Here is a 13,994-nt window from a genome sequence, read left to right on the forward strand (position 1 = left end):
TGGTCCGGTAGTTCAGTTGGTTAGAATGCCTGCCTGTCACGCAGGAGGTCGCGGGTTCGAGTCCCGTCCGGACCGCCATTTAAAACATATTATTTAGAAAAGGCTCAGTAGCTCAGTCGGTAGAGCAACGGACTGAAAATCCGTGTGTCGGCGGTTCGATTCCGTCCTGAGCCACCATTTACTTCAATGTTGTTGGAGGGGTAGCGAAGTGGCTAAACGCGGCGGACTGTAAATCCGCTCCCTCAGGGTTCGGCAGTTCGAATCTGCCCCCCTCCACCATTTTTTATGAATAATAGGGGTATAGTTTAACGGTAGAACTACGGTCTCCAAAACCGTCAATGTGGGTTCGATTCCTACTACCCCTGCCATTTACAATTATATGGCGATCGTGGCGAAGGGGTTAACGCACCGGATTGTGGCTCCGGCATTCGTGGGTTCGATTCCCATCGGTCGCCCTCATATAATTAATTGGGCCATAGCCAAGCGGTAAGGCATCGGGTTTTGATCCCGTGTACCCTAGGTTCGAATCCTAGTGGCCCAGCCATTTGCGGAAGTAGTTCAGTGGTAGAACACCACCTTGCCAAGGTGGGGGTCGCGGGTTCGAATCCCGTCTTCCGCTCCATTTTATTTTTGGCGGTATAGCCAAGTGGTAAGGCAGAGGTCTGCAAAACCTTTATCACCGGTTCAAATCCGGTTACCGCCTCCATACCTATGCCGGTGTGGCGGAATTGGCAGACGCGCGGGACTCAAAATCCCGTGTCTTCACGGACGTGTCGGTTCGACCCCGACCACCGGTATCAGAAAACGTTGATAAGACGGCGTTCTAACGAATATTATTCGTTTAGAGCGTCGTCTTTTTTGAGTTCATTTTATACAGAACGAGCGTATAAATCCCACACGTACTTTAGGCGTTCCCCTTTGAAACCTATTCAAAGGGGAACGCTTTTATTCACTTTTATATATCAGTTCTTAACTCTAAAAAGCACTCCAAACATTGAAGTGCTTTTTTATCAAAACAGAATTAATCATAGGCATATACAATTGAATTTCCACCTGAGTATTTCTTTAAATAAAATTCGGCTTGATCACCATCTACATATCCACTGATATTTCTAAAGACATGACAGCCATTTTCATCAAAATCGTTACTACCTGCTGTTTTATAATAGAGGCCTCTAGTACCATTAGAATATACTGCATCATCTCTATTATATGGATCTTCTTCATACAGCTGATAAAAACCTGGTTGACTATCAGAACTGAGACAAATTTTAAAATTGCCCCCACCTGAAAGAAAGATTTCGCTTTGGTTGGTAAATTCATCGCTACTCTGAGGATCCCAGTCCCCGGTACCATATGCGTATGAAGTGTCTGGGGTAATTACGAATGAAAGTGCGAATAAAGCTAAAATCACACCTATTTTCTTCATTATTTTCCCTCCCGTTTTGACTTAAAAAAGATTTATAATTCACAACAAAAAACCTTATATAGAAAATAATAACATGCATTAACTTGACCTTAAATGAGTCAATATCCCTGTGTTCTGTAAGTGGGTTTCTCAAATGAAAAATAATGTTTAATGAAATTGATCCCAACCCCCTTACGTTTTGATACTAATAGGTAAAATAAAGAAACGTCCTGTCTATCTAGTCAATAAATAAATATAATAGAAGAACATTTTTGGTTTAAAATATTCCTTTTTAAATAAAACGGTTGAAATTTGTTCATATAGATGGTAGAGTAAAGTCAATTCAAAAAATTACGTTTTTAAAGAGGAGGATTAATTTGCAAACAATTCAGTTTGAATTGAAGCCAAAAGTAAGAGAGTTTCTTGAGGGGAATATAGGACTTTATATTAATGGAGACTATGTCAACGCGGTATCTGGCAATAGATTGGATGTTTTAGATCCTGCTACAGAAGAAGTCATCGCACAAGTTGATAAGGGAGATAAACAGGATATTGATAAAGCTGTTAAAGCAGCAAGGGCGGCCTTTGATACAGGTGACTGGACAAAAATGAAAGCGCCTTCCCGTTCGCGAATTATTTATAAATTTGCAGACCTTCTTGAGGAAAACCGTGAAGAGCTAGCTCAATTGGTGTCACTAGATAATGGTAAACCATATAAAGTAGCTTTAACAGATGATGTAGACGGCACGATTGAGCATTTTAGATATTATGCTGGCTTTGCTACAAAAATCCAAGGGAAGACAACGAATGTTTCTCCAGATTATATCAATTACACGCTGCATGAACCTGTAGGAGTTGTTGGGCAAATCATTCCATGGAACTTCCCATTATTAATGGCTGCATGGAAGTTGGGATCGGCCCTAGCAGTTGGTTGTACAGTCGTGATTAAGCCAGCTAGCGAGACGCCATTACCCTTACTATATATCGCAAAGTTATTTGAAGAAGCTGGATTCCCAGATGGTGTTGTCAATATCGTCCCTGGATCAGGAAGAGGAGCAGGTGAGGCGATTACTACACATCCGCTAGTTGATAAAGTGGCATTTACCGGTTCAACCAATGTAGGTAAAGATGTTATGAGGAGAGCTGCGGATCAACTGAAAGACGTCACGCTAGAATTAGGCGGCAAATCACCTAGTATTATTCTGGAAGATGCAAACATCGAAAAAGCGATAGAAGGTGTTTTCGCGGGAACGATGTATAACCATGGTCAAAACTGCAGTGCTTGTACAAGAGTATATGTACAGAGAAAATTATATGATCAAGTTTTACAAGGGATTTCAGATGAATTAGAGCAAATCAAATTAGGACACGGGATGGATCCAGAGACAGATATGGGACCACTTGTATCGAAAAGACAGCAACAAACGGTACTTGATTATATCCAGAAAGGTGTAGAAGAAGGAGCAAAGCTAATTGGAGATGATACCCCTGCATCGGGTAAAGGATTTTTTGTGAAACCAGTTATTTTTGCAGATGTGGATGATGATATGACCATTGCGAGAGAAGAAATCTTTGGTCCAGTAATGACTGTTCATGTATTTGATACAGTGGAAGAAGTTATTCAGAGAGCAAATGATAGTGTGTATGGACTTGCAGCAAGTGTCTGGACAGAAAATATTAAAAAAGGTCACTACATTGCCGGCAAGTTGCAAGCGGGAACCGTATGGTTAAATGATGTTGGACAAGAGTGGGAAACGATGCCTTTTGGGGGTTATAAACAATCTGGGATTGGACGAGAAATGGGAGGAGAATATGGCTTAGCAAACTACACAGAAGTTAAAAGTATTTATGTAAATATTGAACAAGATGAAGCATAATACATTAAAAATATGAGGAGGTTTTTTAAAATGACAAGACCAGTAGGAATGATTCCAGCTATACCAACACCGATGAATGAGGATCATACAATTAATTTTGATGGAATTGGGGAAGTTTTAGATCACTTAATTGATAATGGAATTGAGACCGTACTAGTTGGCGGTAGTAACGGGGAATATTCCCTTATGAGTCTGGAGGAAAGAAAAGAAGTTATTCAATATGTTTGTGACAAAGTTAAAGGAAAAATGAAAGTAATGGCCGGAACAGGATGCCACCGGACAGAAGATGCGATAGCCTTGACTAAATTTGCATCAGATGCAGGTGCAGATTGGGCTTTGGTTATTAACCCTTATTATATGCATACAAGCGAGCAAGGAATTATTGATTTTTATAAAGCGGTTGCAGAGAACTCTGATATCGGAATTCTTATTTATCATTATCCTGATGTAACAAACGTGGAATTAAGTCCAGAATTAATCCATGAGATTAGCCAAATTGATGGTATTGTTGGGATAAAAAATACAGCAGATCAACTGCATACGAATAAGTTGTTAGCGTTAACAAAAGACAACGAAAGCTTTTCTCTTCTAACTGGATTCGAGCATCTGATTTTACCGACATTGGCAATCGGAGGGCATGGAGCAATTGGTGTCGTGCATAATTTAGTTCCAGCTGAATTGGTTCGTTTATATAATCTAGTTGTCAATGAAAATAATATTAAAGAAGCGAGTGAGTTAAACCAAAAATTAATGCCGCTTTACGATGTTATTGAAGAAGAAGTCATCCCAGGTACGGTGAAAGCTGGTTTAGAGGCATTAGGATTACCTGGAGGACCGAGTCGAGCACCTCTAATAGCAGCATCAGAGGAATATCGGAAAAAGGTAAAACAACTGTTAGCAGATGCAGATGTGTTAAAAACGGAGGAAGCGAAATGAAAGATGTCATCATCATTGGTGGAGGACTTGCCGGGCTCTCAGCAGCCTGGCGTCTGAAGCACCATAATCTATTAGTCTTAGAGTCGGAAAATCGCATTGGTGGACGTGTTCATTCAGAGCGTCGTGGGAATTACTGGCTGAATTGGGGTGGTCATTTATATGCCGGACCTGGATCAGCTACAGACGAATTACTACAATCTGTTGGAGTAACAGCATCACCTGTACCTGGCAAGTTAACAGCAATGTCTTTAAACGGAAGATTACTTTTAAATGGTGCTGTAGAAATGTATCCCTTTAGAGTTCCAATGTCATGGAAATCTCGCTTTGCTTTGATACGTGCCGGTGCAAAAGTACGGGCAGCTGTTATTCGCTACGGAAAAATGGCAAAAAGAAGACCTGGAGAAGATTATCGGGTCCAGCAACAACGAATTTTAGAATTTATGGGCGATCGAACGTTTACCGATTTTACAGGTAAACTACCGACAGACGCAGACTCCATTTTTAGACCTACGGTTAGTCGTTCAACGGGTAGTCCGGAGACAATCACAGCAGGATCAGGAATAGGATATTTCCACACCGTATGGAATAAAAGCGATGGACTTGGAAGGAATATTGATGGAGGACCATCCACACTTACAGACACGATTGCAAAAGCATTAAAGGAAAGCATCCAACTGAATGCGCAAGTAATTGAAGTGCTTCAGAAAAAAGAATCCATCGTCGTACGTTATATCCAAAATGGTATCGAACATGTGGAGGAATCTCGTTACGCAGTACTTGCTACTCCAGCTACAATAACAAGGAAAATAGCAACGAATATTGATTCAGAACTTGGTGAAGCACTCGAAAAGGTTACGTATGGTCCGCATGTAAGTGCAGCATTTCTAACCAATGAAACGGAACCGCAAGCCTGGGATAATGTTTATTCTTTTGCGACGCCGAAAAGAGCTTTTGATATTATTCTTAATCAAACGAATCTCATACGATCAAGAGAAACAAAAAGACAGCCAGGCAGCAGTATTATGACCTTTTCACCTGGCGAAAGTGGAAGTCGTTTAATTGATAAACCTGAAGAAGAAATTATTGAAATTATATTGAATGATTTAGATGACATCTTTCCTGGTTTTAGCGATCGCGTTGTTGAGGCAAGCGTAAATAAATATCCATTTGGATCAGCTTATATTTTCCCAGGACGGGCAGAGATACAGCCAATTTTAACAAAACCGGATGGCCGTTTATTCTTAGCAGGAGATTATTTAGGATCAACTTATACGGAGACAGCTATTCAGTCAGGGTTCACTGCTGGGCAAGAGATTAATAGCCTTCTGGGTGCGGATACGAATGAATATTTAGCAACAGCTACTCACATACAACCGAGCCTACATGGACTAATGAATCATGATAAAGCATTAATTAATTGAAAGCAGATTATTTGTAATACATGATTTATTTTAGGCGATGAAACCCATGCATTACAATTCAATTTTAATGGCATATGTTTCTTATTATTTGTAATCGCTTACTAAATCGGTTTGCAAATACTTTTAATGTAGTTTATTCAAGTTAGGAAGGGGAGCATATGAAAAATGTATTAAAAATTAGCAGTGCTTTTATTGGAGCAGTTTTAGGTGCTGGATTTGCCTCGGGACAAGAGATTATGCAATATTTTACAAGCTTCGGTCAGATAGGAATCCTCGGTTCGATCGTTGTTGCAGTACTATTTGGTATTACCGGCATGTTATTAGTGAGCATCGGATATCGATTAAAAGCTGTCTCTCATATGGAAGTCATTCGCAAAATAAGTGGACGTTATTTAGGAATGGGGTATGACATCGTTCTTATATTTACCCTTTTCGGAATTGGGGTAGTAATGCTAGCGGGATCTGGTCCTATTTTCAATCAGCAATTTAATATACCGACATATGTAGGCACGATACTAATGTCAGCACTCGTTCTAATAACGATTATGGCGGGAGTAAAGAACGTAATCCAAGTGCTTGCACTTGTAACACCGTTTTTTTTACTCGTCATCATCTTTGTAAATATTTATAGTATGGTAACCAGTGGCAATTCAAATGGAGATATGGAAGCAATTGCAGTACAGCAACATTCTGTGTCAAATCATTGGTTTTCCGCAGCATTTAATTATGTGTCTTTAGTTACACTTACAAACGCAGCCATGCTCTTTATTATGGGTGGAAATGAGACAAATGGTAAAAATGCTGCAATCGGAGGTTTCCTTGGTGGCTTATTTTGTGGACTATTAGTTCTTGTCAGTAATATTGCCATTTATCAAAACATAGATATTGTTGCAACTCTCCAAATGCCTACTTTAGGATTGGCGAGCGAAATATCTCCGCTTTTAGGGATAATATTCTCTATTACTCTATTTGGAATGATTTATGGAACAGCAGTAAGTATGTTTTTCTCTTTCAGTTCCCGCTTTTTTGAACCGAAAACGAAAGGTTTTAACCTATTTAGTGTGCTTAGTGTAATCGTAGCCTGTGGCTTAAGCTTTTATGGGTTTTCTGATTTAGTTTCCATTGTATTTCCTATTATTGGATACTTGGGATACATTTTTATGGTCATCTTAGTAGTTGGAGCATTTCGGCTAAAACCTAAAAAAGCAATCCCAGCAAAAGAAGAATGGAAAATAGCAAAGTAAATACGCATCTATTCTATTAGCTAGAGAGAGCTCCCTATATTGTTAATCATGACGTTTGCCACATGATAAGATATAATGTCCTATATGTACAGCAAGCAAGGCATTATATAAAGTGGATGATTTTAAGGAGGAACATGTAATGGCAGAAAATAATCACTCCTTGTTAAAGAATATGATCAACATGAAGGATAGTTTACCTAAAAGACAAAGACATTTATGTGATTATGTATTAAAAAATTATCAATCTTTAGGTTTAGTTACGATTCAGGAGCTCTCTCGCGAATCCAGTGTCGGTGTTTCAACGGTTATGCGGACCATTCATTCTTTAGGGTATAGTAATTTTAATGATTTTAGGAAAGATATTTATGATGAATCTTTGACTGAAACTACGAATTCACAATGGAAGTTAAGAACATCTCTTGAGGATGTTGTGGAAGGTAAGGAATACGAGCATACATTGGTTAGGATGTATAAAGAGTCTGTAAGTCTGCTAGATAAATCACTAAATGAGGATTTGCTAGAGAGCTTTGATAGGGCAATTGATATGCTGGTTCAAGCTAAATGTATTAATATTTATGGCACAAGACCCTATAAGCCGGTCGCTCTTTATTTTGAACAGCTAATTGGAGAGTTTTATCCAAAGGTAAGGCAGTTAAGTCACGATTCTGAAATCGTTTTCGATAAGGTGCTGCAAATAGAAAAGGACGAGGTTTTATTAGTTTTTGCCTTTGAACCATATACCGAACGAATTATTCGCGCTGCTAAAGTAGCACATGAATTAGATATTCCAATTATTTTAATCACCGATCATATATCTTGTCCAATTATTAAATATGCAACAACGATCCTGAAAATCGAAGTGAGCGAGGATAAATTCTCTATTATCCCGACAATTGCTCTAGTAGAAGCGATGGTAATTGAATTTGGGAAACGTTTTTCTGGTGACTCTATTGAAAAGCTGAATAAATTAGAAAAGATACTGAAAGAAAATTATGTAACGTTTTCTTATTAGAAGACGACCAGACGATTAACGGTACGAAGTAAAATCAGGTCAGTTAAATAAATACTGCCTGACTTTTATTAGGTTGTTTAGAAAATATAAAAACGTACTTATGGAGGGACAATATTGAAGCAGAGAACCATTAACATTCTATTAGTAATTACAATTATCTGCATCTCCTTATCTGCGATATTTGTGAAATTATCAGATGCCCCCTCTACGGTTATGGTCATGTATCGGATGTTTTTGGCGTGTTTATTAATTTCACCTATGGTTTTTAAACACCGTAAAGCATTTCTGGAGATAAAGATGAGAGAATGGGTAGCCATTGTATTTGCTGGTATCTTTTTAGCCGGCCATTTTGGATTATGGTTTGAATCATTAAACCATACGACAGTGGCAAGTTCTACTCTAATTCTGGCATTACAGCCTGCGATTGCCTTAGTCGGGGGGCTCCTCTTCTTTAAAGAAAAGGTAGATATCCGTACTGTGTTTGCGATGGGAGTTGCTTTTATTGGTGTTGCCATTGTTGGAGGGGGAAATTTAGGAGGCGGAAGTGGCGTTTTATTAGGAAATATTCTATCTTTCTTTGCTGTCATTTCTGTTGTTCTATATTTAATGATTGGCCAACGAAATGTTAAATCAATTAATCATTGGATATACAGCTTTTTAGTCTTTTTTATGGCTGGGGTAACTGTTGCTATCTTTAATTTGATCGGCGGGATATCTTTTATTGGTTATAGTACAAATGACTGGGTCGTCTTCATCATGCTCGCCATTTTTCCAACAGGAGCACATATCATCTTCAATATGCTATTAAATTATGTTAATACAACAACTGTTTCCATGAGTACATTAGGGGAACCGATTGGAGCTTCTGTTTTAGCGATTATCCTTTTAAATGAGATGCTCACTCCTGTGGAAATGGTTGGCGGTATCCTTATAATTGTAGGGATATTTTATTTTCTAAGATTGCAGGGAGGATTCAAACAGGTGGTTCTCAAGGAATCGGAAAGCTTGTAATGAATATGGGCATATCTATATGAAATATAGATATAAAAATAATAAAACCAAGGAAGAATAAACACATGATTACTGAATCGGTCGAGGGACTTGCTTCCTTGGCCCTTTTGTATGAAGAAAAAAACAAAGAGAACCAAGCCAGTTCAGCTACCTTCAAGATGACAGTCGGGAATACATTTGATAAATGTATGCTATTTTTCTCTGATAACATCATTATAACAAAGTTATAAAAATAAAAAAGATTAACAAAAAGTGTTTTACACATTTTTAATAGGGTACATATACAGTATTCAATTAATAACCTCTTGGAATAAGAAGGCTAAGGAGGTGGTCGAGAGCGAGGGAAAAAGGGATTTAAACACGCTCGTGACCAAACGGACCGCATCATGCGCAGCTGTATACAGACGTTGATACATCGGGAAAATAGTGCAGGTTATCCGTTATGGGTACCAAGAGATGTGACAAGGTATAGCTTGTCGTATCTGCCTCAGCGAATGCCGAAGTCTATCATTATTTTAGGAGGAGATTATGTTGAAAAAGAAATGGTTAGCTCTAATACCTGCAGTTATGCTTGTAGCAGTGCAACTTCCCTATCAAACCGCAGACGCTGCTTCAGAAAATGAAGCGATTCAACTATCGAAATCAGAAATACCACCAGGATATGAAGCGATATTAAATTGGCCACCTGAAGAGCAGCCAATTGTCAAACAAGGCAGCCAAAGTTTTGAAGCCGAATTTATTCAAGTGATGTTAAATCACTTTGGACTTGAAACAGGAGTTGATGGAGTTTTTGGTCCACATACTAACGAAAAAGTCCGTCAATTACAAGCTGTTAACGGATTAGTCCCGGACGGAATAGTCGGTGTGGATACATGGACTATATTACTTGACGAATATGAAGCAGGGTTGTTTACAGTCGAATCGGCGGTTGCTTATGCAGAGGCTGCTCTTGATAATGATGATCTAGTGTTTAGCAGCAATGGTGTGCTTCATGAGGACTCAGATGGAAGCGTATTTTATTCATTAAAAGCACAAAGTCAGGATTTTATTGATGACGGAGGTACTGGCACGGTCAGATTTTATGATGTTTATCAAAATGGAGATGTTGTGGAATCTGAACCAAGATAGACATCGACTTTATAGATTGAATCATTAAGAGAAAGTCCCCGACCACTGGTATCTAAAAATCAGTAGTATCAAGGCTTTCAACGTTTATGTTGAAAGCCTTTTTAACGCAGTAATAACGATAATGGTAATCTATTCGTTTGTACAAAGCGCCAACAAGCGTTTTAGGTTATCTTCAATAAATTTATTATCGGCACTGTTGATTCAGCGACCTGCAAAATGTCCTCAGATTGACTCGATAGGATTAAAAATAGTATTAGGTATAAACTTACCCCCGTATTCGTTATCTTCCACTATGCAGAAGAGATTCGTGTTCTTTGGCATGATACAGACATGCGCTTTAATGCTTTGGAGCGCCGTATCGAAATCCCCATTATAGTAGAGATTTGAACTAATATCTGCATTTTGTCCTCATAGCCAGGACCTTGTGGGATTCATCCAAAATTCGGACTTGCATGTTTATACACAGATACTATGGCATAAAAATAAGTGGCATTCACCAATCATATTATTTTTCATAGAAGCAGCAAGGGAAATTATCGCTATAGATGTGGAGAACAGCATAGGATTTACGTAAAAAAATAAGGCTCCACATTTACTTATGGGGCCTTTTATCCGTTTTGTTATTCAAAAGTTACACTAACTTCAGCATCTTCTTCATAATCCATGTTATCCCAGCTAAATACGTGAAGTAGCATTTCGAAATCTTCATCAAGTGAAGGGATCTCGCCACCTTCATAATCTTGAATAGTTAGTACTGCATCCGCTAATTTACCACCTGCAACTTCTGTGCTCATGCTAAGTAGCGCTTCATCAACCATTTTTCCATTGATAGACACTTCGCGAGCTTGGAAATCTACTGTGTCATCACGTTTATTTTCTACTTCAAATGTAACTTCGATTTTTTCTTCATCCCAAAATTCGTCATAGATTCTTTCAATACTAATTAAAGTTGCTTTAAAGTTCTCGTTATCTTCAATTTCTTGATTGAATTCATAAAGTTCTTCTTCATTAGCAGCTTCTTCTTCTTTTACTTCTTGCTCTTCACCGGAAGTCTGTTCTGTGTTTTCTTCGGCAGATTGATCAGAAGATGTACCTGGATCGCTATCGCCACAAGCTGCGAGGAATCCAACTAATAAAATAATAATTCCTAAAAATGATGCTTTTTTCATGGTGCTATTCTCCTTTTATGTAATGATATAAATATATCATATATAGTAAATAAAAGGAAGATAAATATGACTTTAGACATGCATGATAAGAACAGGTCATTGTAGCAGTTTCATTCATTTTAACCTAGAAGGAAGTAGGGTAATAAAAAAGAATTCGTTGATATTGTCTATTCTGATAAAAGTCTAGTCTTATATTTGTATATTAAAGCTTGGTTAGATATCCGAATATTTTGCTTTTAAGTAATGGAGAGGATAATATAATTAAGAAGTAAATGAACGTAGTGAGGAAATGAAACTAAAAAAATTTGTATAAAACGCTTTTTAATAATGGAAGGAAAGCCATTCATTGATAAAGAAAGAAATGTAAGTATTTAAAATAAGAAAGGATGTCAAAATGCCTAAAGCAAATGATGAAATAATGTTAAGAGGGCTAAAAGAAAATAATCTAAAAAATATTGATTTAAACATACCAAAAGGAAAAATCATTGTATTTACTGGTCTTTCAGGCTCGGGAAAAAGCTCAATTGTTTTTGATACATTAGCAACAGAAAGTAGAAGACAAATGACGTTAAACTATCCTCACTATCTCAGATATCAAATGCCAAGATACGAAAGACCTCACGCAGATCTTATGCAAAATTTAAGTCCAGTTGTAGTAGTAGAGCAAAGAGCTGTGGGAGGCAATTCTCGCTCAACAGTTGGCACCTATATGGATATACATCCTTTAACTAGACTTTTATTTTCAAGAATAGGAAAACCATCAATAGGTTCTGCTAACGAGTTTTCGAGCCAAAGCTCCTTTGGTAGGTGTCGAAAGTGTAGTGGATTTGGGGAGGTAGTTACGCCAGACCTAAATAAGATAATCGATTTCGATAAGTCACTTCGAAATTATGCAGTGAAATTCAAGCCATTGTCGCCTTCAGGTTGGCAAGGTAACTGGATGATGACCTGCGGATTATTTGATCCAGATAAACCGATAAAGGACTACTCGGAAGAAAAACGTCACCTGCTATTACATGGTCCCCCAGAAGGTGAAAAAGTCAATGCACCGTTTCACACAAAAAACGGACCTCAAAGGCATGATTGGGATGGGATATTGCCTAGATTTACGCGCCTTTATATCAATAGAGACGTCTCCAAGCTAAAAGGAGTATCCCAAGATGACATCTTAGCAGTATCAACACGGGTCTTTTGCCCAACCTGCAAAGGTTCAGGCCTAAACCTAAAGGTATTAGAATGTAGAATAAATGGTTTAAATATAGCAGAATACGATCAATTAGAGCTTACAGAACTACTGGAAGAACTAAAGAACATAAAAGATCCATTGGGGGAATATATAGCATTGCAAGCAATCCCACATATTAAACAACTAGTAGAAATGGGATTAGGATATTTGAGCTTATCAAGGAAAATGGGAACCCTATCCGGAGGAGAAGCTCAAAGAGTAAAAATAGCTCGCCATTTAGGGAGCAGTTTAAACAATATCACGTATATTTTCGACGAACCAAGTGCTGGTCTCCATCCAGAAGAAGTGGATATGTTAATACAGATGCTGAAAAGTCTGAAAGAGCAACATAATACGGTAATTATAATAGAACACGATTTGTCTGTAATAAAAGTAGCGGATGAAATAATAGAGATGGGGCCAGGAGCAGGTGTAGATGGAGGCGAAGTTGTCTATCAAGGAAAATTAACACGACTAAAAAAATCTCCAACTGCAACACATCTAAATCACAAGTTAAAAATAAACAAAAATCCAAGGAATAGCAACGATTATTTTACAATAAATAGAGCAAGTAATCATAACTTAAAAAATATAAGTGTAAATCTCCCTAAAAATGTCTTAGTCTCTATATGTGGCGTATCTGGTTCAGGTAAAAGCTCTTTAATGATGGAGGCATTCCCTGAAATTTATCCAGAAACCATCATGGTCGGGCAAGGAAGTATAGGAATCTCCAGTCGTTCGACACTAGCTACTTATATGGGAATAATGGATGATATTCGTTCCATATTTTCAAAAGAAACAGGACAACCAGCAGGTTTGTTCAGCTTTAACTCTTCAGGTGCATGTCTTGTCTGTAAAGGAAAAGGTGTCATTAAACCAGACGTAGCATTTGCAGATCCTGTGACAATTGCATGTGAAGCATGTGGTGGAACGAGATATTCAGACGAAGCGCTGTCCTATCGATATCAGGAAAAAAATATAGTGGAGATTTTAGAGCTAACGATCGATCAGGCTATGAGCTATTTTAAAATACCAAAGATCATAAAAAGAGTGAATACGCTAAAAGAAGTAGGATTAGGGTATCTAACTTTAGGACAAACGACAAGTTCTCTAAGTGGGGGGGAAACACAACGTCTGAAACTTGCAAGCCACTTACAAAAAGAAGGACAAGTCTATCTGTTAGACGAGCCGTCCTTAGGATTGCACACAAAAGATAATGGAAAGCTCTTAGAGGTATTTCAAAATTTTGTAAATAGAGGTAACTCTGTTATCATAATTGAACACAATTTAGACTTTATTGCGGCAAGTGATTGGGTTATAGAGATGGGTTCAGGGGGAGGAAAACAAGGTGGGGAAATTATATTTGAAGGAACTCCGGAAGAGATGTTGCATGCTGAAACATTGACAGCGAAGTGGTTAAAGGATGGAGTTAGAAATCCTGTTTAATGTCTATTCTTAAATTTAACGTCCTATAGAGCTAACAGAAGTAAAAAAAGAAGCATTCTTTTAGTCATTAATCTGTAAAAGTTTAATGGCTTTTTTGCTGTTGAATTTTTAAATAAA

Annotated in this window: 11 protein-coding genes, 9 tRNA genes and 1 pseudogene; 18 read left to right on the forward strand and 3 right to left on the reverse strand. The window is 38.0% G+C overall.

The genetic code is table 11. The annotated features are described in order from the left end of the window. Nucleotide 1 precedes the first annotated feature (1 nt). The 9 genes from F1560_RS09165 (at nucleotide 2) to F1560_RS09205 (ending at nucleotide 797) form a co-directional block, all read left to right on the forward strand. Nucleotides 2–78: transfer RNA gene (locus F1560_RS09165), tRNA-Asp, on the forward strand. A 23-nt stretch (nucleotides 79–101) separates the two neighbouring features. After that, a tRNA-Phe gene (locus F1560_RS09170) sits at nucleotides 102–177 on the forward strand. A gap of 17 nt (nucleotides 178–194) precedes the next feature. Continuing rightward, nucleotides 195–279, forward strand: a tRNA-Tyr gene (locus F1560_RS09175). 15 nt (nucleotides 280–294) lie between these two features. Then, nucleotides 295–368 (forward strand) — tRNA-Trp (locus tag F1560_RS09180). Nucleotides 369–382: 14 nt separating this feature from the next. Beyond that, nucleotides 383–455: transfer RNA gene (locus tag F1560_RS09185), tRNA-His, on the forward strand. Between the two features lie 14 nt (nucleotides 456–469). Further along, nucleotides 470–544 (forward strand) — tRNA-Gln (locus tag F1560_RS09190). A gap of 3 nt (nucleotides 545–547) precedes the next feature. Further along, nucleotides 548–622: transfer RNA gene (locus tag F1560_RS09195), tRNA-Gly, on the forward strand. Between the two features lie 10 nt (nucleotides 623–632). Then, nucleotides 633–706: transfer RNA gene (locus F1560_RS09200), tRNA-Cys, on the forward strand. A 7-nt stretch (nucleotides 707–713) separates the two neighbouring features. Then, nucleotides 714–797, forward strand: a tRNA-Leu gene (locus F1560_RS09205). A 224-nt stretch (nucleotides 798–1,021) separates the two neighbouring features. On the opposite strand, the gene F1560_RS09210 is transcribed toward F1560_RS09205, so the two are convergent. Beyond that, the gene (locus F1560_RS09210) at nucleotides 1,022–1,429 is read right to left on the reverse strand and encodes a hypothetical protein (RefSeq protein ID WP_149474329.1); all 408 of its coding nucleotides are present in this window, start codon (nucleotides 1,427–1,429) and stop codon (nucleotides 1,022–1,024) included. A gap of 356 nt (nucleotides 1,430–1,785) precedes the next feature. Here F1560_RS09210 and F1560_RS09215 point away from each other — a divergent pair, with 356 nt between their 5' ends. The 8 genes from F1560_RS09215 to F1560_RS09245 all read left to right on the forward strand — a co-directional run bounded on the left by F1560_RS09215 (nucleotide 1,786) and on the right by F1560_RS09245 (nucleotide 10,037). Continuing rightward, nucleotides 1,786–3,285, forward strand: coding sequence for an aldehyde dehydrogenase family protein (locus F1560_RS09215; RefSeq protein ID WP_149474330.1), 1,500 nt, complete (start codon nucleotides 1,786–1,788; stop codon nucleotides 3,283–3,285). 30 nt (nucleotides 3,286–3,315) lie between these two features. Then, nucleotides 3,316–4,221, forward strand: coding sequence for a 4-hydroxy-tetrahydrodipicolinate synthase (gene dapA / locus F1560_RS09220; protein ID WP_149474331.1), 906 nt, complete (start codon nucleotides 3,316–3,318; stop codon nucleotides 4,219–4,221). After that, on the forward strand, nucleotides 4,218–5,642 hold the full coding sequence (locus F1560_RS09225) for a flavin monoamine oxidase family protein (RefSeq protein ID WP_149474332.1): 1,425 nt from the start codon (nucleotides 4,218–4,220) through the stop codon (nucleotides 5,640–5,642). Before dapA ends, F1560_RS09225 begins: the two co-directional genes overlap by 4 nt. A gap of 158 nt (nucleotides 5,643–5,800) precedes the next feature. Next, nucleotides 5,801–6,886 (forward strand): YkvI family membrane protein, encoded by a 1,086-nt coding sequence (locus tag F1560_RS09230; protein ID WP_149474333.1) that lies wholly within the window; start codon nucleotides 5,801–5,803, stop codon nucleotides 6,884–6,886. Between the two features lie 139 nt (nucleotides 6,887–7,025). Further along, on the forward strand, nucleotides 7,026–7,898 hold the full coding sequence (locus F1560_RS09235) for a MurR/RpiR family transcriptional regulator (RefSeq protein WP_149474334.1): 873 nt from the start codon (nucleotides 7,026–7,028) through the stop codon (nucleotides 7,896–7,898). A 114-nt stretch (nucleotides 7,899–8,012) separates the two neighbouring features. Beyond that, nucleotides 8,013–8,909, forward strand: coding sequence for a DMT family transporter (locus F1560_RS09240; protein WP_149474335.1), 897 nt, complete (start codon nucleotides 8,013–8,015; stop codon nucleotides 8,907–8,909). 65 nt (nucleotides 8,910–8,974) lie between these two features. Further along, complete coding sequence (locus F1560_RS22105) at nucleotides 8,975–9,139, forward strand: hypothetical protein (RefSeq protein WP_187773676.1); 165 nt, start codon at nucleotides 8,975–8,977, stop codon at nucleotides 9,137–9,139. A gap of 301 nt (nucleotides 9,140–9,440) precedes the next feature. Beyond that, nucleotides 9,441–10,037: a peptidoglycan-binding domain-containing protein gene (locus tag F1560_RS09245; RefSeq protein WP_149474336.1), complete on the forward strand. Its 597-nt coding sequence runs from the start codon at nucleotides 9,441–9,443 to the stop codon at nucleotides 10,035–10,037. 129 nt (nucleotides 10,038–10,166) lie between these two features. On the opposite strand, the pseudogene F1560_RS22415 reads toward F1560_RS09245, so the two are convergent. Then, nucleotides 10,167–10,445 (reverse strand): annotated as a pseudogene (locus tag F1560_RS22415) (hypothetical protein); the annotation flags it as partial. 212 nt (nucleotides 10,446–10,657) lie between these two features. After that, a complete protein-coding gene (locus F1560_RS09255) occupies nucleotides 10,658–11,206 on the reverse strand; it encodes a hypothetical protein (RefSeq protein WP_149474337.1) in 549 nt (182 codons plus the stop codon). A gap of 394 nt (nucleotides 11,207–11,600) precedes the next feature. Here F1560_RS09255 and F1560_RS09260 point away from each other — a divergent pair, with 394 nt between their 5' ends. Further along, entirely contained in the window at nucleotides 11,601–13,877 is a 2,277-nt protein-coding gene (locus tag F1560_RS09260; protein WP_149474338.1) for an ATP-binding cassette domain-containing protein, read from the forward strand. The last annotated feature ends 117 nt before the right edge of the window (nucleotides 13,878–13,994 follow it).

Source organism: Oceanobacillus polygoni, from assembly GCF_008304605.1.
Classification (GTDB): domain Bacteria; phylum Bacillota; class Bacilli; order Bacillales; family Amphibacillaceae; genus Oceanobacillus; species Oceanobacillus polygoni.

Bases quoted from the DNA above. Each gene is read 5' to 3' on its own strand.
- F1560_RS09225 (WP_149474332.1), top strand. From the start codon at position 4,218: ATGAAAGATGTCATCATCATTGGTGGAGGACTTGCCGGGCTCTCAGCA.
- F1560_RS09255 (WP_149474337.1), bottom strand. From the start codon at position 11,206: ATGAAAAAAGCATCATTTTTAGGAATTATTATTTTATTAGTTGGATTC.
- F1560_RS09235 (WP_149474334.1), top strand. From the start codon at position 7,026: ATGGCAGAAAATAATCACTCCTTGTTAAAGAATATGATCAACATGAAG.
- dapA (WP_149474331.1), top strand. From the start codon at position 3,316: ATGACAAGACCAGTAGGAATGATTCCAGCTATACCAACACCGATGAAT.
- F1560_RS09210 (WP_149474329.1), bottom strand. From the start codon at position 1,429: ATGAAGAAAATAGGTGTGATTTTAGCTTTATTCGCACTTTCATTCGTA.
- F1560_RS09230 (WP_149474333.1), top strand. From the start codon at position 5,801: ATGAAAAATGTATTAAAAATTAGCAGTGCTTTTATTGGAGCAGTTTTA.
- F1560_RS22105 (WP_187773676.1), top strand. From the start codon at position 8,975: ATGATTACTGAATCGGTCGAGGGACTTGCTTCCTTGGCCCTTTTGTAT.
- F1560_RS09260 (WP_149474338.1), top strand. From the start codon at position 11,601: ATGCCTAAAGCAAATGATGAAATAATGTTAAGAGGGCTAAAAGAAAAT.